22 protein-coding genes and 2 pseudogenes are annotated in these 22,174 nt (G+C 71.8%); 8 read left to right on the forward strand and 16 right to left on the reverse strand.

The features are described from left to right. Positions 1-182: 182 nt before the first annotated feature. On the reverse strand, positions 183-2,015 hold the full coding sequence (gene ggt, locus E2E34_RS14280) for a gamma-glutamyltransferase (protein WP_138902286.1): 1,833 nt from the start codon (positions 2,013-2,015) through the stop codon (positions 183-185). 104 nt (positions 2,016-2,119) lie between these two features. On the opposite strand from ggt, the gene E2E34_RS14285 reads away from it, so the two are divergent. Then, complete coding sequence (locus tag E2E34_RS14285; RefSeq protein ID WP_138902287.1) at positions 2,120-2,860, forward strand: hypothetical protein; 741 nt, start codon at positions 2,120-2,122, stop codon at positions 2,858-2,860. A 98-nt stretch (positions 2,861-2,958) separates the two neighbouring features. Here the strand turns inward: E2E34_RS14285 and E2E34_RS14290 are convergent. Further along, a pseudogene (locus E2E34_RS14290) lies at positions 2,959-3,270 on the reverse strand (alpha/beta fold hydrolase); the annotation flags it as partial. Positions 3,271-3,487: 217 nt separating this feature from the next. Between E2E34_RS14290 and E2E34_RS14295 the strand changes: the two are divergent. Then, positions 3,488-4,687: a L,D-transpeptidase gene (locus E2E34_RS14295; RefSeq protein ID WP_138902289.1), complete on the forward strand. Its 1,200-nt coding sequence runs from the start codon at positions 3,488-3,490 to the stop codon at positions 4,685-4,687. Between the two features lie 126 nt (positions 4,688-4,813). Further along, the gene (locus E2E34_RS14300; RefSeq protein WP_208765241.1) at positions 4,814-6,412 is read left to right on the forward strand and encodes a CocE/NonD family hydrolase; all 1,599 of its coding nucleotides are present in this window, start codon (positions 4,814-4,816) and stop codon (positions 6,410-6,412) included. On the opposite strand, the pseudogene E2E34_RS36425 reads toward E2E34_RS14300, so the two are convergent. The 12 genes and pseudogenes from E2E34_RS36425 to E2E34_RS14360 form a co-directional block, all read right to left on the reverse strand. Next, a pseudogene (locus E2E34_RS36425) lies at positions 6,382-6,657 on the reverse strand (hypothetical protein); the annotation flags it as partial. The gene E2E34_RS14300 and the pseudogene E2E34_RS36425 overlap by 31 nt on opposite strands. 140 nt (positions 6,658-6,797) lie before the next feature. Beyond that, positions 6,798-7,244: a DUF6278 family protein gene (locus E2E34_RS14310; RefSeq protein ID WP_138902291.1), complete on the reverse strand. Its 447-nt coding sequence runs from the start codon at positions 7,242-7,244 to the stop codon at positions 6,798-6,800. Positions 7,245-7,314: 70 nt separating this feature from the next. Continuing rightward, positions 7,315-8,094: an exodeoxyribonuclease III gene (locus E2E34_RS14315; RefSeq protein ID WP_138902292.1), complete on the reverse strand. Its 780-nt coding sequence runs from the start codon at positions 8,092-8,094 to the stop codon at positions 7,315-7,317. A gap of 40 nt (positions 8,095-8,134) precedes the next feature. Next, positions 8,135-8,767 carry an MBL fold metallo-hydrolase gene (locus E2E34_RS14320; RefSeq protein WP_138902293.1) on the reverse strand — a complete coding sequence of 211 codons (633 nt, stop codon included), beginning with the start codon at positions 8,765-8,767 and terminating at the stop codon, positions 8,135-8,137. Positions 8,768-8,794: 27 nt separating this feature from the next. Next, positions 8,795-10,123 (reverse strand): bifunctional 3-oxoadipate enol-lactonase/4-carboxymuconolactone decarboxylase PcaDC, encoded by a 1,329-nt coding sequence (gene pcaDC, locus E2E34_RS14325; protein ID WP_244315730.1) that lies wholly within the window; start codon positions 10,121-10,123, stop codon positions 8,795-8,797. A gap of 35 nt (positions 10,124-10,158) precedes the next feature. Then, a complete protein-coding gene (locus E2E34_RS14330; RefSeq protein WP_138902294.1) occupies positions 10,159-10,740 on the reverse strand; it encodes a hypothetical protein in 582 nt (193 codons plus the stop codon). After that, the gene (locus E2E34_RS14335; protein ID WP_138895945.1) at positions 10,740-11,888 is read right to left on the reverse strand and encodes an ROK family glucokinase; all 1,149 of its coding nucleotides are present in this window, start codon (positions 11,886-11,888) and stop codon (positions 10,740-10,742) included. The genes E2E34_RS14330 and E2E34_RS14335 overlap by 1 nt, the downstream gene beginning before the upstream one ends. Positions 11,889-11,968: 80 nt before the next feature. Next, positions 11,969-12,784: an ATP-binding cassette domain-containing protein gene (locus E2E34_RS14340; RefSeq protein ID WP_138902295.1), complete on the reverse strand. Its 816-nt coding sequence runs from the start codon at positions 12,782-12,784 to the stop codon at positions 11,969-11,971. Further along, positions 12,751-13,818: an ABC transporter permease gene (locus E2E34_RS14345; protein WP_138902296.1), complete on the reverse strand. Its 1,068-nt coding sequence runs from the start codon at positions 13,816-13,818 to the stop codon at positions 12,751-12,753. The genes E2E34_RS14340 and E2E34_RS14345 overlap by 34 nt, the downstream gene beginning before the upstream one ends. Beyond that, positions 13,815-14,828 (reverse strand): sugar ABC transporter substrate-binding protein, encoded by a 1,014-nt coding sequence (locus E2E34_RS14350; protein WP_138902297.1) that lies wholly within the window; start codon positions 14,826-14,828, stop codon positions 13,815-13,817. The genes E2E34_RS14345 and E2E34_RS14350 overlap by 4 nt, the downstream gene beginning before the upstream one ends. Before the next feature lie 95 nt (positions 14,829-14,923). After that, positions 14,924-15,922: a sugar ABC transporter substrate-binding protein gene (locus tag E2E34_RS14355; protein ID WP_138902298.1), complete on the reverse strand. Its 999-nt coding sequence runs from the start codon at positions 15,920-15,922 to the stop codon at positions 14,924-14,926. A gap of 124 nt (positions 15,923-16,046) precedes the next feature. Further along, positions 16,047-16,766, reverse strand: coding sequence for a GntR family transcriptional regulator (locus E2E34_RS14360; RefSeq protein ID WP_138902305.1), 720 nt, complete (start codon positions 16,764-16,766; stop codon positions 16,047-16,049). A gap of 146 nt (positions 16,767-16,912) precedes the next feature. On the opposite strand from E2E34_RS14360, the gene E2E34_RS14365 reads away from it, so the two are divergent. The 5 genes from E2E34_RS14365 to E2E34_RS14385 all read left to right on the forward strand — a co-directional run bounded on the left by E2E34_RS14365 (position 16,913) and on the right by E2E34_RS14385 (position 20,500). Beyond that, a complete protein-coding gene (locus E2E34_RS14365) occupies positions 16,913-17,917 on the forward strand; it encodes a Gfo/Idh/MocA family protein (RefSeq protein ID WP_138902299.1) in 1,005 nt (334 codons plus the stop codon). Then, the gene (locus E2E34_RS14370; protein ID WP_138902300.1) at positions 17,914-18,747 is read left to right on the forward strand and encodes an alpha/beta fold hydrolase; all 834 of its coding nucleotides are present in this window, start codon (positions 17,914-17,916) and stop codon (positions 18,745-18,747) included. Before E2E34_RS14365 ends, E2E34_RS14370 begins: the two co-directional genes overlap by 4 nt. A gap of 123 nt (positions 18,748-18,870) precedes the next feature. Further along, positions 18,871-19,299 (forward strand): hypothetical protein, encoded by a 429-nt coding sequence (locus E2E34_RS14375; RefSeq protein ID WP_138902306.1) that lies wholly within the window; start codon positions 18,871-18,873, stop codon positions 19,297-19,299. Further along, positions 19,293-19,529, forward strand: coding sequence for a helix-turn-helix transcriptional regulator (locus E2E34_RS14380; RefSeq protein ID WP_138902301.1), 237 nt, complete (start codon positions 19,293-19,295; stop codon positions 19,527-19,529). Before E2E34_RS14375 ends, E2E34_RS14380 begins: the two co-directional genes overlap by 7 nt. Beyond that, positions 19,526-20,500 carry an NAD(P)-dependent alcohol dehydrogenase gene (locus E2E34_RS14385; RefSeq protein ID WP_138902302.1) on the forward strand — a complete coding sequence of 325 codons (975 nt, stop codon included), beginning with the start codon at positions 19,526-19,528 and terminating at the stop codon, positions 20,498-20,500. The genes E2E34_RS14380 and E2E34_RS14385 overlap by 4 nt, the downstream gene beginning before the upstream one ends. Here the strand turns inward: E2E34_RS14385 and E2E34_RS14390 are convergent. Together E2E34_RS14390 and E2E34_RS14395 are read right to left on the reverse strand one after the other, a co-directional pair. After that, complete coding sequence (locus tag E2E34_RS14390; protein ID WP_138902307.1) at positions 20,497-20,943, reverse strand: PaaI family thioesterase; 447 nt, start codon at positions 20,941-20,943, stop codon at positions 20,497-20,499. The two genes, E2E34_RS14385 and E2E34_RS14390, sit on opposite strands and share 4 nt — an antisense overlap. A gap of 5 nt (positions 20,944-20,948) precedes the next feature. Continuing rightward, positions 20,949-22,148: a cytochrome P450 family protein gene (locus E2E34_RS14395; RefSeq protein WP_138902303.1), complete on the reverse strand. Its 1,200-nt coding sequence runs from the start codon at positions 22,146-22,148 to the stop codon at positions 20,949-20,951. Between the last annotated feature and the right edge of the window lie 26 nt (positions 22,149-22,174).

Consider the following 22,174-nt stretch of genomic DNA (forward strand, 5'->3'; position numbering starts at 1 on the left):
GCCGAACACACGGTGGCGATCACGGACGCGGGGCCCCGGGTGCTGACGGTGGTGTGAGGCGGGGCGGCGGGGCGGGACCTTCCCGCCCCGCTCGCACCCCGCCGCGCCCGCCCGTACTCCCTCCCGGGCCGGCGCGGGGCGCGCCGGCAACCCGGCGGTGGCCGAAAGGCCGTCTCCGGGGGTCAGCGGGTGGCGGGGTGGACCACCATCGCGGAGCCGCCGCCCCGCCGCTCCCGCTCCGCCGCCGCGAGCCAGCGTCCGTCCGGGAGCCGCTGCACACCGGTCGCCGCGCCGATCTCGGGGTTCAGCTTGAAGACGTGCCCGAGCGCTTCGAGCTCGTCGCGCAGCGGCCGGTCGTTCCACAGCCCCGGTTCGAGCTCCGTCGTCGCCGCGTTCCGCTGGCTCGCGCGGGGCGCCGCGATCGCGTCGACCAGCGGCAGCCCCCGGTCCAGGTGCCCCGTCAGGGTCTGGAGCACCGTCGTGATGATCGTCGCGCCGCCCGGCGAACCGAGCGCCAGCAGCGGCCGCCCGTCCTCCAGCACGATCGTCGGCGACATCGAGGAGCGCGGGCGCTTGCCCGGCCCCGGCAGGTTCGGATCGTGCACCGCCGGGTTGGCGGGCGCGAAGGAGAAGTCCGTCAGCTCGTTGTTGAGGAGGAACCCCCGCCCCGGCACCGTGATGCCGCTGCCGCCCGTCGACTCGATGGTGAGGGTGTACGCCACGACGTTGCCCCACTTGTCGGCGGTCGTCAGGTGCGTCGTGTTCTCGCCCTCGTACGTCGTGGGCGCCGCCGTCCCGGCCGGGCCGCAGCCGCCACCGCCGCCCGGCGCGCGCGGGTCGCCCGGCGCGAGGGGGCTCACCAGCACCGTGTCGTCCCGTACCAGGCACTCGCGCGCGTCCGCGAAACGCTGCGACAGCAGGCCCTTCACCGGCACGTCCTCGAACGCCGGGTCGCCGACCCACCGCCCCCGGTCCGCGAACGCGATCCGGCTCGCCTCGATGAAGCGGTGCAGGTAGCGCGCCCGGCTGGCCGCGTCGGGCGAGAGGTCGGTGCGCTCCAGGATGTTGAGCGCCTCCCCCACCGTGGTGCCGCCCGAGGACGACGGCGCCATGCCGTACACGTCGAGCCCCTGGTACCGGACCCTGGTCGGCGCCTGCTTCAGCGTGCCGTACCGGCGCAGGTCCTTCGCCGTCAGATCGCCGGCCCGCACCACCCGCGTCGAGCCGGGGGCGACCGGTGGCCTGCGGACCGTACGGACGATGTCGCGGGCGATGCCGCCCCGGTACAGCTCACCGACGCCCTCCCGGCCGAGCTTCTCGTACGTGCGGGCCAGGTCCGGGTTCTTGAGCCGGGACCCGACCACCGGCAGCTTGCCGCCCGGCAGGAACAGGTCCGCCGTGGCCGGGAAGTCCCGGAACCGCGCCTCGTTCGCGGCGGTCTGCGACCGGAAGGTCGCGTCGACGGTGAAGCCGTCGCGGGCGAGCTTCTCGGCCGGGGCGAGCAGCGTACGCAGCGGCTTGGTGCCCCAGGCGTCGATGACCGTGTCCCAGGTGGCCGGGGTGCCGGGGGTGCCCACGCTCAGGCCGCTCGTCATCGCCTGGTCGAAGGCGATGGGCTTGCCGTCCTCCAGGAAGAGGGACCGGTCGGCGCTCAGCGGCGCGGTCTCCCGGCCGTCGACCGTGCGCACGGTGCGGGACGCGGCGTCGTAGTGGACGAAGTAGCCGCCCCCGCCGATGCCGGCCGAGTACGGCTCGGTGACGCCGAGCGCGGCCGCTGTCGCGACGGCCGCGTCGACCGCGTTGCCGCCGCGCCGGAGCACCTCGATGCCGGCGGCGGACGCGTCGGCGTCGACGCTCGCGACCGCTCCTCCGTACCCGGCGGCGACCGGAGTCTTGACGGGTGGCGGCGGTGAGGCCGCGGGGACGGGAGCGGCGGACGGGGTGGTGGCGCCCACGGACACCACCACCGCCGCGACGGCCCAGAACGACAGCACTCGTACCGTGGAGCGGCGCATGCGTACCTCCAGTCAACACGTGTCCGCGCAGCGTAACTTCAGCCGGCCGCGTGCGTCAGGACCCCCTCGAACACCGGTGCGCCGTGGCGCTAGCATGCCGCCCCATGACCGACGACGTACGCAACATCGTGCTGGGCGTGATCGCGGCCGGAATCAGCGCCTCACTCGGCTGGCTCGCCCGTACGTACCTGTGGCGGCGCAAGCTGCGCCGCAAGCAGGAGTTCCTCGGCATGCCCGCGGACTCCGAGTCGCTGCTCGTCGTGAACCGCGAGGTGGGCGGCGAGGGCGTCCACCGGTACGACGTCTTCGCGCTCCTCGAACTCGCCGCCGTGGTCAAGGACTGCGGCGCGCACGCGCAGATCCTGTCCCACGACGCGGCGCGCCAAGGCATCGGTGAGCGCACCGAGTTCTGCGTCGGCGGCCCCGCGTCGAACCGGCGCACGGCCGCCCACCTGCAGAGCCTGCTGCCCGGTGTGCGGATCGACACGGACGCCGCGCCGGGCCCCGACCGGGCCGCCTTCCACATAGGCGGCGAGCGCTACCCGCTGGACCCCGGCGTGGCGGAGTACGTCCTGCTGGCGCGCCTCACGACGCGTCAGGGGGCCAGGCCCGTCTTCCTCTTCTGCGGCCAGCGGGCCATCACCAACCAGGCCGCGACCCGCTACCTGGCCCGCAACCACGAGAAGCTGGCCCGCAAGCACGCCAACGGCTCCTTCTGCCTGCTGCTGAAGGTGATCAATTCGGAGGCGTACGGCCCGGACGTGGTTGAGCTGGTCGCGGACGTGACGCGCGCCGCGCGGGAGCCGGTCCCGGCGGCGCCCCGCCCCTCCCCCGAGGCGGCCTAGCCGGCGCGGCGCGCTCAGGCGCGCAGGAAGTCCTCGACGGTACGGATCAGCTGGAGCGGCGTCTCGTCCATCGCACAGTGGCCCGCGCCCGGCAGCTCGGCGAGCGCCAGTACCCGCTGGACGACGGAGCCGCTCATGGAGTGTCCGACGAGCGAGAAGGAGTCCCAGCCGAGCCGGTCGGCCAGCTCCAGCAGGTCCGCCGCGCCCTCGGCCGTGGTGTACCGGCCGGGCTGCCGCCTGGCCTCGCCGTATCCGCGCAGGTCGGCCACGGCGTAGCTGAAGGTCCGGGTGTCGAGGTCCGGCAGTACGGGGGCGAAGGCGTCGCGGTCGGCGAGCCAGCCGTGCACGGCGAAGACCCGGTGGGGCCCGTCGCCGAGCAGCGTGTGCGGCAGTACGAAGGGAGAGGCCACGGCGTCTCCGATCGGGAGGTGAGGCTGTGCCGCTGCTCACGTCGACCGAGTGGACGGGCCCCGGCAAGACCGCGTATCCGGCTGTCAGGGGGCCTTGGTCCTTCCCTTCTGCGTCATTTGTCACAGCCGATTTGGGCTGATTTTCCGTCATTGGGGCAACCGCTCCCTGTTCAATCGACTCTTCGGGACGACAGACATCGCACCGGAGGTTTTCCAGTTGATCCGCTCGAGCCCCACGCACCCCCGCCACCGCACCCGCACCCTGCTGGCAGGCGCCGCGACCCTCGGCGTCGCCCTCACCGCCTGCTCCGCCGGCGGGGCGGACCAGGCCGACGCGGCCGGTCCGTCCGCGAAGTCCCCCGAGATCTCGGTGAACCTCCGCGGGAAGCACGCCGACGCCGGCGAACCGGTGCGGGTGAAGATCACCGAAGGCAGGCTGAGCGAGGTCGCGGTGCGCGACTCCGAGGGCGGCAGGCTCCCCGGGAAGGTGTCCGCGGACGGGAAGTCCTGGACCTCGGGCCGCGAGGCCGCCCCCGGCACGGAGTACTCCGTACGCGCCCGGGACGACAACGGGGGCAGCGCGCGGGCCGGCTTCACCACGGCGGCCCCCGACAAGGTCAACAAGCTCAGCCTGGCCCCCGGCAACAAGACCACGGTCGGCGTCGCCCAGCCGCTGTCGGTCGTCTTCGACCACCCGGTGAAGAACAGGGCGGCCGTCGAGAAGCACCTCGACGTGACCACCTCGAACGGCACCGAGGGCTCCTGGGGCTGGATGCGGGACTACTCCGGCAGGGACCGGGTCGACTGGCGCCCCAAGGAGTACTGGAAGCCGGGCACGGAGGTCTCCCTCAAGGCCGACCTGAACGGCGTCGACTCGGGCGCGGCGGGCGGCTGGTTCGTACGCGACTACGCCACGCACTTCACCGTCGGCGAGCGGCAGGCCGTCGAGGTCGACCTCGACGGGCACCGGCTGCGGCTGACGCGCGACGGGCAGACGGTGAAGGACGTGCCGATGTCGGCCGGGACGCCCGGTGGCGACAAGGCCTCGTGGCGCGGCACGGCCGTCCTGATGGCCAAGGAGGGCACGATCAACATGCGCTCCGAGACCGTGGGCCTCGGCGACGCGTACGACAAGATGGTGGACTCCTCGATGCGGCTCACCTGGTCCGGGATGTACGCGCACGCCGCGCCCTGGAACAAGGCGTACTTCGGCAAGGCCAACAAGAGCTCGGGCTGTGTCGGCATGAGCGACGAGGACGCCGCGTGGATCTACCGCCACGTGCACGTCGGCGACCCGTTCGAGGTGACCGGCGAGGACGCCAAGGGCACGATCGCCGCCAACAACGGCTACGGCGAGTGGAATCTCTCCTGGGCCGACTGGCAGGCGAAGAGCGCCCTGGGCGGGAATCCCAACTGACACGGCGTCCAATAATTGTTACCCCGACGTAACTTACCGGGGAGTTACCAACGGTAAGGGCTGGAGGTTACCGTCGGGTCACTTTGCACTGACACGAGTGAGGAGTGACCCGTGAGACACCCCCACATGTCCCTGCGCGGCACTACGGCCGGCGCCGCCACCGCCGCCGTACTGCTCGCCGGGACCGCCGCAGGCGTGGCTCCCACAGCCCATGCGGCCGCCCCCGCGCAGCCGCACGCGACCGCGACCGCGACCGGCGCTCTCCCCGGCGTCCGGTTCGTGGACATCACCGGCGACGGCGGAGTCGTACTCAAAGCCAACGTCTTCACCCCGGCCGGCGCCGACGGCAGCCGCACCTACCCGGTGATCGTGCTGCCGACCAGCTGGGCGATGCCGCAGATCGAGTACGTCGCCCAGGCCAGGAAGCTCGCCGACTCCGGCTACGTCGTGGTCAGTTACAACTCGCGCGGCTTCTGGCAGTCCGGCGGCCACATCGAGGTCGCGGGCCCGCCGGACGTCGCCGACGCCTCCCGGGTCATCGACTGGGCGCTCGCCAACACCCCGGCCGACCCGGCGAAGGTGGGCATGGCGGGCGTCTCGTACGGCGCGGGGATCAGCCTCCTCGCCGCCGGGCACGACAAGCGTGTCAAGGCGGTCGTCGCGCTGAGCGGCTGGGCCGACCTCATCGACTCGATCTACAGCGGCCGTACGCAGCACCAGCAGGCCGCCGGACTGCTCAGCGGCGCCGGTTATCTCACCGGCCGCCCCAGCGCCGAGCTCCAGCAGACCATGAAGAACTTCCTCGGCTCCAACCTGGACAAGGAGCAGGACATGATCGAGTGGGGGCGCGTGCGCTCCCCCGCCACCTACCTCGACCGGATCAACGACAGCGGCCCTGCGGTCATGCTGGGCAACGCCTGGGGCGACACCATCTTCCCGCCCAACCAGTACGCCGACTTCTACGAGAAGCTCACCGGCCCCAAGCGCCTGGAGCTGCGCCCCGGCGACCACGCCACCGCCGAGGCCACCGGCCTGCTGGGACTGCCGAACGACGTGTGGACCAACGCCCGGCGCTGGTTCGACCACCACCTGAACGGCGCGGCCAACGGCATCGACGCCGAGCAGCCGGTCCAGCTCAAGTCCCGCTCCACCGGCGCGTACGAGGGCTACGCCGACTGGAAGTCGGTCGGCGCCACCCAGCGGAAGATCGCCATGGGCGGCACCAAATCCATCCGCGCGAACGTCGACTCGGGGGCCAACGGCGGGACGGTCCTGCTGTCCAACGCCCTCGACCAGTTCCTGAAACTGCCGCCGATGGCTTCCGTACCGCTGCTGCCGCGCGCCTACGCGTCCGTCTGGCAGTCGGAGCGGTACGCCGAGACGCAGCGGGTGCGCGGTACGGCGAAGATCCACACCACGCTCTCCAGCACCAAGGAGAGCGGCACCCTCGTCGCCTACCTCTACGACGTGGGGCCGCTCGGCCTCGGCAAGCTGGTCAGCAACGCGCCGTACACCTTCCACGACCGGACACCCGGCAAGCCGTTCGCCGTCGACCTGGAGCTGTTCTCCACCGCCTACGACGTTCCGGCAGGCCACCGGCTGGCCCTGGTGATCGACACCGTCGACCCGCTCTACATCGAACACAACCCGACCGGCGCGCAGCTGACCTTCTCGTCACCCGAGTCCGACCCGTCCTACGTGTCGGTCCCACTGCGCGACAAGTGATCTCCGGCTGCTGCCGGGCAGACCTGTGCCCTGGTTGTACTACGCACGCCCGGCAGCAGCGTGTCCGCCTCGGCCGGGCCCCGTTTCGCGGCCCCGGTCCTGGGATTGCGCTTCTCCCGCTCGGCCACCCACTGGGCGAACCAGGAGAGCGGCATGCACATCCCGGTGCGGATCGGCGAGATCACCATCACCACGGGGATGAACGGCAAATCGTAGTCGAGATCCGGCGCGTCGAGTTTGCCGGCGGAACGCCTCGTGTACGCCGCCTCCCGCTGCCCCCTTTTCCTCAGCTGTGTCGAGGTCAGCGCAAACTATCCAGCGCGACAAGGGACTTCGCACACGACACGCTAAAGTGGGGCATAAGGCGCACTAAAGAGTGCGGGGCTCAGAGCTCCGAAACCTCGGCGTAGACCTGCGACAGCTCGGGCGCCCCGTTGACCGCCCAGTCCAGACCGAACTCCACCACGTTGATCTCGCGTCCGGAGGCCAGCCGGACCACCGGCTGGCCACTGGGCCACAGCTGCCACACGGCGCCCGGGACCGTACGCACGATCACAGTCCCGAGGTACAGGCCCGCGTCGTTGCCCAGCCAGGGCAGCTCCTCGGGGTCGTCGCGCCAGCGGGGCGTCAACTGGTCCAGGGCCTCCAACGAGGCCGGGGAGTCGTCCAGTTCGAGTCCGGCATCCCCTGCCCTGACGCGCAACAGCTCGCACTCGGCGAGCAGTTCCGCCAGGCCTTCCGTGTCGCTGTCTCCGCCCGGCCAGACCACCGCCGTACCGCGCGCCGGGCCACGGCGCTTGAGCCAGGTGTCCAGGAAAGGGATGTTCTTCATATCGCTCAGCCTCGCATTCGACCCGCCATGTTCACCACAGGCGCGCGGAGACCCGCTCCGGCCGGACCCCTCAGACGTCGAGGTCCACGACGACCGGCGCGTGGTCCGACGCGCCCTTGCCCTTGCGCTCCTCCCGGTCCACGTAGCTGTCCTTGACCGCCGCGGCGAAGGGGGCGTTGCCGTAGACCAGGTCGATGCGCATGCCCTTGTTCTTCGGGAAGCCCAGCAGGCGGTAGTCCCAGTAGGTGTAGGGGCGGTCGTACTTCAGCGGGCGCGGCACCACGTCACGCAGCCCGGCGTCGCGCAGCGCGGCGAGCGCGGCCCGCTCGGCCGGGGTGACGTGGGTGGAGTCCACGAAGAGCGACGGGTCCCACACGTCCTCGTCGGTCGGCGCGATGTTGAAGTCGCCGAGGACCGCGAAGGGCCGCTGCCCGGCGGCGTCCTCGGCGACGGCCTTGTTGAGCGCGTCCAGCCAGCGCAGCTTGTACGCGTAGTGGTCGTGGGCGACCTCGCGGCCGTTCGGCACGTACACCGACCAGACGCGGACCGGGCCGCACGTCGCGGAGATCGCCCGCGGCTCCTGCACGCCCTCGTAGTCGGGCCCGCCGGGCAGGCCCACGACGACGTCGTCCAGGCCTGCCTTGGAGATCACGGCCACGCCGTTCCAGCGGCCCGTCGCGTTGACCGCGCACGCGTAGCCGAGCTCGCGCAGCTCCGCGGCGGGGAACGCCTCGGAGGTGGTCTTGGCCTCCTGGAGGCACAGCACGTCGGTGCCGGTGCTCTCCAGCCACGCCAGCAGGCGGGGCAGCCGGGCGGTGATCGAGTTGACGTTCCAGGTGGCGATACGCATGCCGACAGCCTATCGGCGGGGTCCGACAGCCGGCGTCCGGTCAGACCTCGGTGGAGTCCCCCGGCGTCAGACGGCCGTGGTCGGTGCCGCCCAGGCCGCCGATCTGGCGGTCGTAGATCGGCCGGGCGAGGTCGGTCAGCAGCGCGTCGTGGATGTCGATGGCGCTCCTCGGCTTCACCTCGCGCACGTAGTCGATCACCTCGGAGATCTTCGACCACGGCGCCATCACCGGCAGCATCAGCGTCTCGACGGGCCGGTCGGGGACGGTGAGCGCGTCGCCGGGGTGGAACACCGAACCGTCCACGAGGTAGCCCACGTTGGTGATCCGCGGGATGTCCGGGTGGATCACGGCGTGCAGCTCGCCGTACACCTGCACGTCGAAACCCGCGGCGGTGAAGGCGTCGCCGTGGCCGACGGTGTGCACCCGCCCGGGGAAGGCCGCCGAGAGCTGGTCCGCGACGCTGCGCAGGGTCCAGATCTCGGCGCCCGGGTCGGCCTCCAGAGCGGCCCTCAGCCGGTCCTCGGCGAAGTGGTCGGGGTGCTCGTGCGTCACCAGGACGACGTCGGCGCCGACCGCCGCGTCCCGTTCGCTGAAGTCGCCGGGGTCGATGACGAGCGTCCGCCCGTCCTTCTCCAGCCGGACGCAGGCATGGGACTTCTTGGTCAGCTTCACAGGGACATCCTCCTCGCCGCCATCCTGCTACGTCTGCGGTGTGGTCTCCTCCTGGATGACCGCCCGGGCCACCTTGAACGCGGCGTTCGCCGCGGGGACGCCGCAGTAGACGGCCGTCTGGATCAGTACTTCCTTGATCTCGGCCGGGGTCAGGCCGTTGCGCAGCGCGGCCCGGGTGTGGAAGGCCAGCTCGTCCAGATGGCCGCCGGCGACCAGCGCGGTCAGCGTGACGCAGCTGCGGGTACGCCGGTCGAGTCCTTCGCGCGTCCACACCTCGCCCCACGCGTAGCGGGTGATCAGCTCCTGGAAGTCGCCGGTGAAGGCGTCGGCGTCGCCGAGGGCGCGGTCGACGTGGGCGTCGCCCAGCACCTCGCGGCGGACCTTGAGCCCGGCGTCGTACGGGTCGGGCCGACCGCCCTGCTCCGGTACGGCGACGGGCTGCGCGGCGGCGCCGATCTCCCCCACCGGGCTGATGGGGGCGGAGATCGCCGGCATCACGGGCGGCGCCTGGATCGCCTGCATGCCGGTGGTCGAGGCGGGGGTGGCCTGCCAGGCGGTGGAGAAGTGGCGTACGAGCAGGTCCGTGACGGCGGCGGGCTGCTCGACCGGGGCCAGGTGGGACGCGCCGGGAACCAGCGCCAGGCGGGCGTCGGGAATGCCGGCGACCAGGGTGCGGGCCTCGGCGGGCCCGGTGACCTGGTCCTCAGAGCCGACCAGGACGAGGGTCGGAACGCCGATGCGGCGCAGGTCGACCCGGATGTCGAAGGCGGCCAGCGCCTCGCAGGCGGCGATGTAGCAGCCGGGGTCCGTGGTGCGGACCATCTGGACGGCCCACTCGACGATCGCCGGCTGCGCGGCGGCGAAGCCGTGCGTGAACCAGCGGGCGGGCGCGGAGGCCGCCATCGGCTCCAGGCCGTTGGTCCGTACGATCACACCGCGCTGGCGGAACTCGTCGGCGGTGCCGAAGCGGGGCGACGCGGCGACCAGGGCCAGTGAGGCGACCCGCTCCGGGTGGCGCAGCGCCAGTTCGGAGCCGATCGCGCCGCCGATGGAGCAGCCGGCGTACCCGAAGCGCTGCACCCCGAGGCTGTCGAGGGTCGCCAGCAGGCGCTCGGCGAGCTCGTTGACGGAGCTGGCGGGGTGCGCGGGAGCGCCGCCGTGGCCCGGCAGGTCGAACCGGAAGACGCGCCACTGGCGGGTCAGGTCCGGTATCTGCCGGTCCCACATGTGCCAGGTGGTGCCCAGCGAGGGGCCGAGGATCAGGACCGGGGCGTCCTCGGGGCCGTCGAACCGGTACTGCAGGGGCTGCAAGGTCTGCGGGGGCTTGTGTTCGGTCTCGTCGCTCACTCGCTCCAGGTTAGCGATCCGGTGGGCGGGCCCGCCCCACGGGGTCAGGGGGTGGCGGTGGAGACGACGTAGACGAAGGGGTGCGCCGGATCCGTCTCGTCGACGGTGATGTCGACGGTGGGCTGCGGGTTCTTCTGGTCGACCGTGGTGCCGGACCAGGCGCGGTCGGGGTCGAGGGTCCAGCCGGCGACCTCGGCGTCACGGGCGCTGATCGTGATCCTGCCCTTCTTGAGGGCGGACCGGTCGACGCCCAGGTCGGCGAGGAACCAGTCGAGGTCCGGCGGCACGGTCCGGAACTGGACGTACAGCCTGCTGGTCTTCCAGTTGTTCGTCTCGTAGTACGCGACCTCCTGGCCCGCGTTGGGGACGGGGACGTCGTAGATGCGGCGCGTCATGCGGGACGGGAAGCCCGCGGTGAGGCCGGTGGCGGAGGCCACCTTCGCCTTGTCCTTGCCGCTGTCGCGGCTCTGCTCGGCGGAGATCAGCAGGTAGCCCGCCGGGATGCCGATGAGCAGCACGATGATGATCGCCGTCAGCCAGCGGCGGCGGATCATGTGGCCGCGGTTCTCCGGGGGTTTGCCCACGTCGTCCGGTGACGGCGACGGGTGAGGCACGGACGGGGTCATTACTGGGGTCCCTGGGTGGTGGAGCGGATGGCCTGGGCGTAACGCTCGTAGCGTTCGTAGCGCTCCAGGCGGCGGCGGTTCGCGCGGCGGAAGCGGCGCGCGACGAGGCGGGCGAGGTCGGCGGCGCCGACCATGCCGGCCTCCGGGCCGAGCTGGGCCTTGGCGATACGGGCCTCGGGGCGGTAGCCGCGGCCGGTGAGGTGACGCTTGAAGGCGTCCCGGGCCGGGCCGATGAGCAGGTCGTCGGCGGCGCTGACGCCGCCGCCGATGACGAAGCAGGAGGGGTCGAGCGCGGCGGCGAGGTTGGCGATGCCGACGCCGAGCCACTGGCCGATGTCCTGGAGCAGCTCGACGCACATGGCGTCGCCCTCGCGGGCCAGCTCGGTGATGAGCGGTCCGGTGATCTCCGGGATGTTGCCGCCGACGCGCTCGATGAGGCCGTACGCGACCGGGGAGTCGGCGGCGGCGAGCTCGCGGGCCTCGCGCACCAGCGCGTTGCCGGAGCTGTACTGCTCCCAGCAGCCGCGGTTGCCGCAGGGGCAGCGGTGGCCGCCGGGCACGACCTGCATGTGGCCGAATTCGCCGGCGACGCCGTACTTGCCGCGCTTGACCTGGCCGTCCTCCAGGATCGCGCCGCCGATGCCGGTGCCGAGCGTGATCATGACGAGGTGGTCCTCGCCGCGTCCGGCGCCGAAGCGCCACTCGGCCCAGGCGGCGGTGTTGGCGTCGTTGTCGACCAGGACGGGGACGGCGAGACGGGCCGAGACGGCGTCGCGCAGGGGTTCGTTGCGCCAGGCCAGGTGGGGGGCGAAGAGCACGGTGGCGCGGTCGGCGTCGACCCAGCCGGCCGCGCCGATGCCCACCGCGTGGACGTCGTGGCGGTCGGACAGGTCGAGGACCAGCTCGACGATGGTGTCCTCGACGACCTTGGGGCTCTTGGACTTGTCGGGCGTTTCGGTGCGGATCTTCTCCAGGATGACGCCGTCGGCGTCGACGACGCCGGCCATCACCTTGGTGCCGCCGATGTCGATCCCGACGGTGGGCACCCGGGGCGCGCTGAGGTGCGAGCGCCGCTCGCGGGTGCCGACGGTCCGCAGGACGGTGGCGCGGGCGGAGCCGCGGTGCGCGAAGTCTCGGTACGTGCTCATGTCCCCTGCGGGGTGTTGGGGGCGGTGGCGGGTCAGTGGTCGATTCTGCCATCCGGCGCGGCGGCCCGCGGTTGCGGCGGCTAGCGCTCCAGTTCGTGGCTGAGCTGGTCGAGCTCGCTGCCACCGGCCATCTCGCGCGTCAGGTCGTCCAGGCTGATCTCGTCGCGGGCGTGGCTGCCGGACATGGCGCCGCGCTTGAGGAGCACGAAACGGTCGCCGACGAGGTACGCGTGGTGCGGGTTGTGCGTGATGAGGACAACACCGAGGCCCGCGTCACGCGCCGCCGCGACGTACTTCAGTACGACGCCGGACTGCTTCACGCCGAGCGCGGCCGTCGGCTCGTCCAGGACCAGCACCTTCGCGCCGAAGTGGACGGCGCGGGCGATGGCCACGCACTGGCGCTCGCCGCCCGAGAGGGTTCCGATGGGCTGGTCGACGTCGCGCAGGTCGATGCCCATGCGCAGCAGCTCGGAGCGGGTGGTGCGGCGCATGAGGTCGACGTCGAGGCGCTTGAAGGGGCCCGCGCCCCTGGTCGGCTCGGAGCCGAGGAAGAAGTTCCGCCAGACGGGCATCAGCGGGACGACGGCGAGGTCCTGGTAGACGGTCGCGATGCCCCGGTCCAGGGCGTCGCGCGGGTTCGCGAGCCGGGTCTCCTCGCCCTCGATCGAGAACGTGCCCGCGTCGTGCTGGTGCAGACCCGCGATGATCTTGATGAGGGTGGACTTGCCTGCCCCGTTGTCGCCCAGTACGCAGCTGATCCCGCCCGCGTGGACTTCGAGGGACACGCCTTCCAGCGCCTTGATGTTGCCGTAGAACTTGCTGACGTCGCGCAGTTCGACCAGCGGGGTCGTGGACTGATCGGTCACCGGGTCGCCTCCGCGCGCTTGCGTACCCATGCGTTGAGCAGGGTGGCCAGAAGGAGCATCGCTCCGAGGAAGAACTTGAACCAGTCGGGGTCCCACTCCGCGTACACGATGCCCTTGCTGGTCATGCCGAAGATGAAGGCGCCGACGGCGGAGCCGATCGCCGAGCCGTAGCCGCCGGTGATCAGGCAGCCGCCGATGACGGCCGCGATGATGTAGATCAGCTCGTTGCCGACACCTTCGCCGGACTGCACCACGTCGAAGGAGAAGAGCAGGTGCTGGCCGGAGATCCAGGCGCCGAGGGACACGCCCATGTAGAGACCGACGCGCGTCTTGTTGACGGGCACGCCGACCGCGCGCGCCGCCTCGGCCCCGCCGCCCACCGCGAAGATCCAGTTGCCGGCGCGGGTGCGCAGCAGGATCCACGTCGCGAGCGCCACCAGGCCGAGCCACCACAGGACGGTGACCTTGAGGTTCACGCCGCCGAGGGTGACCTGCGAGGCGAAGAGCGCCTTCGCGGAGCTGAAGCCCTCCATGTCGGCGATGGTCTTCGTCGACACCGTGCCGCTGATCATCTTGGTGAGGCCGAGGTTCAGGCCGGTCAGCATGAGGAAGGTGCCGAGGGTGATGATGAAGCTCGGCAGTTTCGTACGGGTCAGCATGACGCCGTTGAACACGCCGACGGCCAGCGTCACCAGGAGCGAGACGAGGACGCCGACCCAGATGTTGGCCGTCATCTGGTAGCTGAACATCGAGGAGACCAGCGCGGAGCTGGTCACCAGGACACCGGCGGAGAGGTCGAACTCGCCGCCGATCATCAGCATCGCCACGGGCACGGCCATGATGCCGATCACGGAGGCGGCGTACAGCACCGTGCCGAAGCTGGAGGCCCGCAGGAAGCTGTCCGCGACGATCGCGAAGAAGAGGAAGACGGCGGCGGCGCCGACCACCGAGCCGAGCTCGGGGCGGCCGAGCAGCTTGCGCAGCAGCGACGTCTTCAGCAGCCGTTCGTCGGCGGGCGCCTTGCCGCCGGGGGCCGGCGCCTCGGCCGGTGCGGTCGCGGTCATCGGGTCCCCCGCTTCGTGTAGGCCTCCAGCTCGGCGGCGTCCTTCTTGGTGATGATCTCGGGCCCGGTGAGGACCGGCCGGCCGCCGCCGAGCACGTCGGCGTTGTACTTGTAGAGCCACAGCAGGTCGACGGCCTGGTACCCCTGGAGGTAGGGCTGCTGGTCGACGGCGAAGCCGAGGGTGTCCGCCTGGAGCGCGGTGGCGACCTGGGCGTTGAGGTCGAAGGTGTCGATCTCCGCCTTGCTGCCGGCCTGCTCCTTCGCCTTGACCGCCGCGTCCGCGAAGGGCGCGCCGAGGGTGACGACGGCGTCGATGTCCTTGTCCGACTGGAGCTTCGCCTCGATGGACGCCTGTACGTCGGGCATGTTCGTGCCGTCGACGTAGAGGTTCCGCATCTCGCCGTCGAAGGTCTCCTTCGCCCCGGCGCAGCGCTGCTCGTGGCCGACGTTGCCCTGCTCGTGCAGGACGCACAGGGCTTTCTTCCTGCCGCGCTTGCCGAGTTCCTCGCCGACGGCCTCGCCGGCGATCGTCTCGTCCTGCCCGATGTGGGTGAGCGCCCCGAACTTCTTCGACTCGGCGGAGCCGGAGTTGACGGTGATCACCGGGATGCCGGCCTGGGTGGCCTTGGCGACGACGGCCTTCATGGCGTCGGGCTTGGCGAGGGTGACGATGAGCCCGTCGACCCTCTTGTCGATGTACGAGTCGACGAGCTGGGCCTGCTGCTGGCCCTCATCGCTGTGGGCGTACAGGAACTTGATGTTGTCCTTGGCGGCGGCCTGCTTCGCGCCGCTCTGCACGATGTCCCAGAAGGTGTCGCCGTCGCCCGAGTGGGTGACCATGCCGATGGTCCAGCGGGGTGTGCTCACCGCGGCCCTGCCCTGCGCCGCCGCCTGTTCGGCCCGCTCCTCGGCGCGCTTCCCGCCGGTGCTGCTGCACCCCGCGAGGGACGCCCCGAGCACCGCCGCCAGCACCGCGCCCAGCGCGCGTACCCCTGTCCGAACCCTTGCCACGACGCCGTGCCCTTCTCGTACTCCTCGGTGCGGCCGGGGATCACGCAGACCGTCCCCGGCCGACCAAGTATCGGTTACGGGTGTTCGCACCGTATTCACCGGGTTCCGCGGGCCGTGTACTTCTCCAGGGCCGGCACGTCCTTCTCCGTGACCAGTGCCGGGCCGGTCAGCACGGGCTTGGTGCCGCCCAGGACGTTGCCGTTGGTCTTGTGGAGCCACAGTCCGTCGACGGCGAGGTAGCCCTGGAGGTACGGCTGCTGGTCGACGGCGAAGCCGATCTCCTTGGCCTTGAGCCGCCGGACCACTTCGGCGTTGAGGTCGAACGTGTTCACCTCCGCCGTGCTGCCCGCGCCCGTCCTGGCCTTGACGCTGGCGGCCGCGAAGGGCGCGCCGAGGGTGACGACGGTGTCGATGTCCTTGCCCGACTGGAGCTTCGCCTCGATGGAGGACGTCGACCCCGGCATGTCGGTGCCCTGGACGTTGAGGTTCTCGACGGTCCCCTCGAAGGTCTTCTTCACACCGGCGCAGCGCGCTTCGAGCGAGACGTTGCCCTGCTCGTGGATGACGCAGAGCGCCTTCTTCCTGCCGCGCTTGTTGAGCTCCTCGCCGACGGCCTCGCCCGCGACGGACTCCTCCTGGCCGATGTGGCTGAGCGCGCCCGTCGCCCTGGAGTGCTCGCCGCCGGAGTTGATCGTGACGACCGGGATGCCGGCCGCGACGGCCTTCTCGACGGACGCCTTGACCGCCTCGGGCTTGGCGAGGGTCACCACGATGCCGTCGACCTTCTTGGCGACGTACGAGTCGATGAGCTGCGCCTGTTCCTTGCCCTCCTTGTCGGCGGCGTACAGGAACTCGACGTTGTCCTTGGCGGCGGCCTGCTTGGCCCCGCTCTGGACGATGTCCCAGAAGGTGTCGCCCTCTCCGGAGTGCGTCACCATGGCGATCTTCAGACGCGGGGTGGAGACGGCCTTCCCGCCCGTGCCGCTGTCGCCGTTCTTCTCCTCGGACTTCTTTCCGCCCCCCGAGCTGCACCCGGCCGCGAGGGCGAGCGCGCATGCGGCGAGGAGTGCTGCTGCCTTGCGGTGGGTACGCATCGTGGGTTCCGCCTTGTCTCCCGGCCGCCCCGTTGCGGCTGGAGGAGTTCTAGCGGCGTACGCGACGCCCCGTCAATACTTTGTCCGAACATTCTTACGCGGCCGGGGCGTCCCGCCCGCCGCCTCAGGGCCTGACGAGCAGCTGGAACTCGAAGGCGTACCGCGAGGCCCGGTAGATGTGCGAGCCGAACTCGACCGCCCGCCCGGTGTCGTCGAACGTGGTGCGCTGCATCGTCAGCAGCGGCGCGCCCTCCGCCTCCGCCAGCTGCCGCGCCTCGTCGGTCCCGGCCGCGCGCGCCCCGACCGACTGGCGGGCGCTGTGCAGCGTGATCCCGGCGGCGCGCATCATCCGGTAGAGCCCGGTGGCCTCCAGGTGCTCGGTGTCCAGCGGCAGCAGACCGGTGGGCAGGTGGTTGCGCAGGACGGCCATCGGCTCGTTGTGCGCGAGGCGCAGCCGCTCCACCAGGTGCACGTCGCTGCCCTCCGTCACGCCGAGCGCCGCCGCGACCTCGGCGGTCGCCGGTTCGAGCGTGTTGCGCAGGACGGACGTGGCGGGGAGCTGTCCCGCGGCTTCGAGGTCGTCGTACAGGCTGCTCAGCTCCAGCGGGCGCTTGACCTGGCTGTGCACGACCTGGGTGCCGACGCCGCGGCGGCGGACCAGCAGGCCCTTGTCGACGAGCGACTGGATGGCCTGGCGGACGGTGGGGCGGGACAGGCCGAGGCGGCCGGCCAGTTCGATCTCGTTGCCGAGGAGGCTTCCCGGGGAGAGCCGGCCCTTCTCGATCGCCGCCTCCAGCTGCTGGGACAGCTGGAAGTACAGCGGGACCGGGCTGTTGCGGTCCACGCCGAGCTGCAGGGCGAGGGTGGGGTCAGCGGCGGGTTTCGACACGCTCCTGAGCGTAACCGCAGGTAATGACTACTGGAAGTCCTGTAGTCAGGTTGTCAGGACATACCCTTGACAGGGCCGTGTACGTCGCGACACTTTGGGGCATGCGCATCGGACTCATCGGCACGGGACGTATCGGTTCTTTCCACGCTGACGTGCTCAGCCGCCATCGCGAAGTGGGTGCCCTGCTCGTCGCGGACACCGATGCCGCGCGGGCCGCGTCGGTCGCCGACCGGATCGGCGCCACCGCGGCGCCCTCGGTCGACGAGATCTTCGCCTGGGGCGTCGACGCCGTCGTCATCGCCTCCGCCACCTCGGCGCACGCCGAGCTGATCGGCCGGGCCGCCCGGGCGGGGCTGCCGACCTTCTGCGAGAAGCCGATCGCCCTGGACCTGGCGGGGACGCTGGGCGCCCTGCGTGACGTCGCCGCGGCGGGCACCGCGCTCCAGCTGGGCTTCATGCGCCGGTTCGACGCCGGGTACATCACGGCCCGCGAGCTCGTACGGTCCAACAGCCTCGGCCGGCTGCACACCGTGCGGGCGATGACCTCCGACCCCGCGCCGCCGCCCGCCGCGTACCTGCCGCTGTCCGGCGGACTGTTCCGGGACTGCCTGGTCCACGACTTCGACATCCTGCGCTGGGTCACCGGGCGCGAGGTCGTCGAGGTGTACGCCGCCGGGTCCGACGCGGGGCCCGCGATGTTCCGCGAGGCGGGCGACGTGGACACCGCCGCCGCGCTGCTGACCCTCGACGACGGCACGCTCGCCACCGCGACCGCCACGCGCTGCAACGGCGCCGGTTACGACGTACGGATGGAACTGGCCGGCGAGCTCGACCAGGTCTCCGTGGGCCTCGACGACCGTACGCCGATCACCTCGACCGAGCCGAAGGGGCCGCCGGCCTGCGACCGGCCGTGGCCCGGCTTCCTGGAGCGGTTCGCCCCGGCGTACGAGGCGGAGCTGGACGCGTTCGTACGGGTCGCGCTCGGCGAGCGGGAGAACCCCTGCGACGGCGGGGAGGCGCTGCACGCGCTGCGGATCGCCGAGGCGTGCGAGCGCTCCCGCCGGGAACGGCGGCCGGTGCGGGTGGAGGAGATCCCCGCGTCATGACGCTCACGGCGGACGACGGCGTGACGCTCTGGACGGAGAGAACCGGCGAGGGCGCCCCGATGATCCTGTGCCACGGCGGCCCGGGACTGTGGGACACGCTCGACGACGTGGCCCGGCTGCTCGCGGACCGCGGGGCCGCCGTCCACCGGTGGGACCAGCGCGGCTGCGGCCGCTCCGAGCGGCACGGCCCCTACTCGGTGGCACGGTCGGTGGCTGATCTCGACGCCGTGCGCCGGCACTTCGGCCTCGACGCGGTGACGCTGCTCGGCCATTCCTGGGGCGCCCGGCTCGCCCTGCACTACACGCTCGCGCATCCGGAGCGGGTGACGCGGCTGGTGTACGTGTCGGGCACCGGCATCGGGCCCGACTCCGGCTGGCATCCCGAGTTCGTGGGGAATCTGCGCGCGGCGATCGGCGAGCGGCTGCCCCGCTGGGAGGAGCTCCGGTCCCTGGAGCGGCGTACGGAGGCCGAGGAGCGCGAGATGTGCGTGCTCCAGTGGTCGGCCGACTTCGCGGGGCCGGACCGGGAGCGGGCGCTGCGGCTGGCCGAGCGGATGGCCACGCCCTGGTTCGGCGTGAACCTCGCGTGCCACGCGGAGATCAACGCCGAGACGGCGACGATGAGCGAGCACCAGCTGCACGCCGCCTGCGGGGGCCTGCGGATGCCGGTCGTCATCGTGGACGGCGAGCAGGACATCCGGCCGCGCGACGCCGTGGACTCGCTGGAGCAGTCCCTGCCGGACGTCACGCGGGTGACGCTCGCGGGGGCCGGTCACATGCCGTGGGCGGAGTCCCCGGAGGCGTTCGCGGCCGCTGCCGCACCGCGCTGATCACCCGACGCCGTCGTCCCTGACCGCCGTCTGCCCGGGTATGTAAAGAACACTTGACTTCGTGTGCAGGCTCCTTGACACTCCAGGTGTCAGGTTTTCTTTACATGGGAGCGAGTGAGCCGCATGGCACTGGAGGAGAAACGGGCCTGGAGCATGCTCCTGGTCGCGATCGTGTCGTACGCCGTCTTCCTGGCCCTGGTCCTCGGGCGGGCCGGCGACGAGCCGCTCGCCCGGACGCCGTACGTGGCCGCGCTGCTGTGGACGGTCGGCGGGGCGATCGTCGCGAACATCGTGCTCCACATCGCGCTGGCGGCCCTGTCCCCCGAGGACGCGGACACCAAGGACCAGCGCGATCGGGAGATCCACCGCTTCGGCGAGCACGTCGGGCAGTCGTTCGTGGTGCTCGGCGGCGTGGCGGGGCTCGTGCTGGCCATGGCCGGTTCCGACCCGTTCTGGATCGCCAACGCGATCTACCTGGCGTTCGTCCTGTCGTCGCTGCTCGGATCGGCGACGAAGATCGTCTCGTACCGGCTGGGGTTCCACCCGTGGTGAAGCCGACCAGGGTCACCAACGCGATCCGCACGCTGCGCTTCACCCACGGCGAGATGACGCAGGCCGAACTCGCCGGCCGCATCGGCGTCTCGCGCCAGACCGTCATCGCCATCGAGCAGGGCCGCTACTCCCCGTCGCTGGAGATGGCCTTCCAGATCGCCCGGGTCTTCGGGGTTCCGCTCGACGAAGTGTTCCAGTACCCCCACGACACCACGGGAGAGACCTCATGAAGGCCATGACCCATGCCGCCTACGGACCGACGTCGGTGCTGCGCCTCGAAGAGATCGACCGGCCGGTTCCCGGCAGCGGCGAGGTGCTGGTACGGATCCACGCGGCCTCGGTCGACCCGGGCGTCTGGCACCTCATGGCGGGCATGCCGTACCTGATCCGCGCCATGGGCTTCGGCCTGCGGGCGCCGAAGGACCGGGTCAGGGGCCAGGACCTGGCGGGACGCGTGGAGTCCGTCGGGCCGGACGTCACCCGCTTCCGGCCGGGCGACGAGGTGTACGGGACCTGTGACGGGTCGTTCGCCGAGTACGCGTGCGCCAAGGAGGAGAACCTCGCGCACAAGCCGACGAACCTCACCTTCGAACAGGCCGCCGCCGTCCCGGTCTCCGGCGTCACCGCCCTCCAGGCCGTACGCGACGCCGGACGGCTGACGGCGGGCCAGTCCGTCCTCGTCATCGGCGCGGGCGGCGGGATCGGCCACTTCGCCGTACAGCTCGCCAAGGCCCTCGGCGCCCACGTCACCGGCGTGTGCAGCACGTCCAAGGCGGACCTGGTCCGCTCGCTGGGGGCCGACGAAGTCGTCGACTACACGCGCGAGGACGCCACCGACGGCTCGCGGCGCTACGACCTCGTCCTCGACACCGCCGGCAACCGCCCCCTCGCCGCGCTGCGCCGCGCCCTCGCCCCGCGCGGCACACTCGTCATCATCGGCGGCGAGGGCGGCGGCGACTGGATCGGCGGCAACGGCCGGCAGGTGCGGGCGCTGCTGCTGTCGCCGTTCACCGGCCAGCGGCTGCGCGGGCTCGCGGTCATGAACCTGCGCCACGGCGACCTCGACGCCCTCCGGGAGTTCATCGAGGCGGGCTCGCTGACACCGGTCGTCGAACGGACCTGTCCGCTGGCCGAAGTCCCGCAGGCCATAGACGACCTGATGGCAGGTCGGGTACGGGGCAAGATCGTCGTACGGATCTAGGGGGCGCCCGCTGTGCCGTCCGCGCCCTGCGGCGCGCCCGCCGTGAGCACGGTGCCCTGTGCGACCGCGCACAGCGTCTCGGCGCCCACCGCGTCCGCCACGAAGAGGTCGCAGCGGCACACCGCCTGCCGGCGGCCGCCGTGGACCACGACCGCACGGGCGATCAGCGTCGTGCCGGTCGCGGGGCGTACGTACTGGATGGAGAAGCCGCCGGTGAGCACGCCCGGACCGAGCGCCGCCCCGCCCGCGAAGGTGAGGGCGTTGTCGGCGGCGTACGCGAGGACTCCGCCGTGCAGGAAGCCGTTCTGCTGGCGCAGTTCGTCGCGGACGGCGACTTCGAGAACGGCCGCCCCGTCGCCGAACGCGGTGATCCGCGCCCCGAGCAGCCGGCTGAACGGCTGGCTGTCGAGGACCTTCTGGGCCGTGGCCAGGTCGAACCCCATCGCGCTCACCACCGCACCGGAAGACGCCGTACGCCCCGCATGAGCAGCCCCGGCAGCCAGTCCAGCGGTCCGCCGTCCGGGTCGAGCGCCAGGTCCGGGCAGCGTTCGAGGAGGGTGCGGACCGCGATGCGGGCCTCCATGCGGGCCAGCGGGGCGCCCAGGCAGAAGTGCAAGCCGTGGCCGAAGGCGAGGTGTCCGGGGCCCTTGCCGGCGACGGCGGTGCGCGTGATGTCGAAGCGGTCCGGGTCGGGGAACCGGGCGGCGTCACGGTCCCCGGCGGCGAGCGAGACCAGGATCGCTTCGCCGGCCGGGATGACGAGGCCGCCGACCTCGACGGGCTCGCGGGTGAAGCGGAAGGTGGCGTTCTCCACCGGTCCGTCGTAGCGGAGCATCTCTTCGACCGCGCTGTCGACGAGCCCGAGGTCCGCGCGCAGCGCGGCCAGTTGGCCGGGGTGGGTGAGGAGGGCCCGTACCCCGTTGGAGATCAGGTTGACCGTCGTCTCGTGGCCGGCGATGAGGAGCAGGAAGGCCATGCCGATGAGTTCGTCGCGGGTGAGCCGGTCGCCGTCCTCGGCCTGCGTCCTGATGAGGGCGCTCAGCAGGTCGTCACCGGGCGCGGACGCGGCCTTGTCCTCGACGAGTTCGGCGAGGTAGGCCCCCATGGCCCGTACGGCTTCGCCCTCCGCGTCGGCTCCGGTCGGCGCGACGATCTCGTTGGACCAGGCGCGGAAGGATGCCCGGTCCAGGTCCGGGACGCCGAGGAGTTCGCAGATGACCGTCATGGGGAGCGGGAAGGCGAGCGCCTCGACGAGGTCGGCCGTACGGCTGCCCGCCGACGTCATCGCGTCCAGCAGTTCGTCCGTGACGCTCTGGACCTTGGGCCGCAGCGCCTCGATCCGGCGGGCGGTGAACTCCCCGGCGACAAGCTTGCGCAGCCGCGTGTGGTGGGGCGGGTCGGTCTCCAGCATGTTGGCGTTGATCGGGTCGGCGGTCGCCTCCCACAGGCCCGAGGTCTTCCAGTCCTTGCTGAGGCGCGGGTCGGCGAGCGCCCGGCGCGCCTCGTCGTGGCCGACTATCAGCCACATCCGGTCGACATCGGCCGTCCGGATCAGATGGGCGGGACCGGCCTCGCGCAGTTTCGCGTAGTACGGATACGGGTCGGCCGCCAACTCCTCGGCGTGCCCCCTGAGATCGACGACTTTCACGCTCCCCGCCCTTCGCTGTCCGCCCG

Origin of the sequence: Streptomyces albidochromogenes, assembly GCF_005981925.1 — a bacterium.
GTDB classification, from domain to species: domain Bacteria; phylum Actinomycetota; class Actinomycetes; order Streptomycetales; family Streptomycetaceae; genus Streptomyces; species Streptomyces albidochromogenes.

Bases quoted from the DNA above. Each gene is read 5' to 3' on its own strand.
- ggt (WP_138902286.1), bottom strand. From the start codon at position 2,015: ATGCGCCGCTCCACGGTACGAGTGCTGTCGTTCTGGGCCGTCGCGGCG.
- E2E34_RS14285 (WP_138902287.1), top strand. From the start codon at position 2,120: ATGACCGACGACGTACGCAACATCGTGCTGGGCGTGATCGCGGCCGGA.
- E2E34_RS14300 (WP_208765241.1), top strand. From the start codon at position 4,814: ATGTCCCTGCGCGGCACTACGGCCGGCGCCGCCACCGCCGCCGTACTG.
- E2E34_RS14310 (WP_138902291.1), bottom strand. From the start codon at position 7,244: ATGAAGAACATCCCTTTCCTGGACACCTGGCTCAAGCGCCGTGGCCCG.
- E2E34_RS14315 (WP_138902292.1), bottom strand. From the start codon at position 8,094: ATGCGTATCGCCACCTGGAACGTCAACTCGATCACCGCCCGGCTGCCC.
- E2E34_RS14330 (WP_138902294.1), bottom strand. From the start codon at position 10,740: ATGACCCCGTCCGTGCCTCACCCGTCGCCGTCACCGGACGACGTGGGC.
- E2E34_RS14335 (WP_138895945.1), bottom strand. From the start codon at position 11,888: ATGAGCACGTACCGAGACTTCGCGCACCGCGGCTCCGCCCGCGCCACC.
- E2E34_RS14340 (WP_138902295.1), bottom strand. From the start codon at position 12,784: ATGGGTACGCAAGCGCGCGGAGGCGACCCGGTGACCGATCAGTCCACG.
- E2E34_RS14345 (WP_138902296.1), bottom strand. From the start codon at position 13,818: ATGACCGCGACCGCACCGGCCGAGGCGCCGGCCCCCGGCGGCAAGGCG.
- E2E34_RS14355 (WP_138902298.1), bottom strand. From the start codon at position 15,922: ATGCGTACCCACCGCAAGGCAGCAGCACTCCTCGCCGCATGCGCGCTC.
- E2E34_RS14365 (WP_138902299.1), top strand. From the start codon at position 16,913: ATGCGCATCGGACTCATCGGCACGGGACGTATCGGTTCTTTCCACGCT.
- E2E34_RS14370 (WP_138902300.1), top strand. From the start codon at position 17,914: ATGACGCTCACGGCGGACGACGGCGTGACGCTCTGGACGGAGAGAACC.
- E2E34_RS14375 (WP_138902306.1), top strand. From the start codon at position 18,871: ATGGCACTGGAGGAGAAACGGGCCTGGAGCATGCTCCTGGTCGCGATC.
- E2E34_RS14385 (WP_138902302.1), top strand. From the start codon at position 19,526: ATGAAGGCCATGACCCATGCCGCCTACGGACCGACGTCGGTGCTGCGC.
- E2E34_RS14390 (WP_138902307.1), bottom strand. From the start codon at position 20,943: ATGGGGTTCGACCTGGCCACGGCCCAGAAGGTCCTCGACAGCCAGCCG.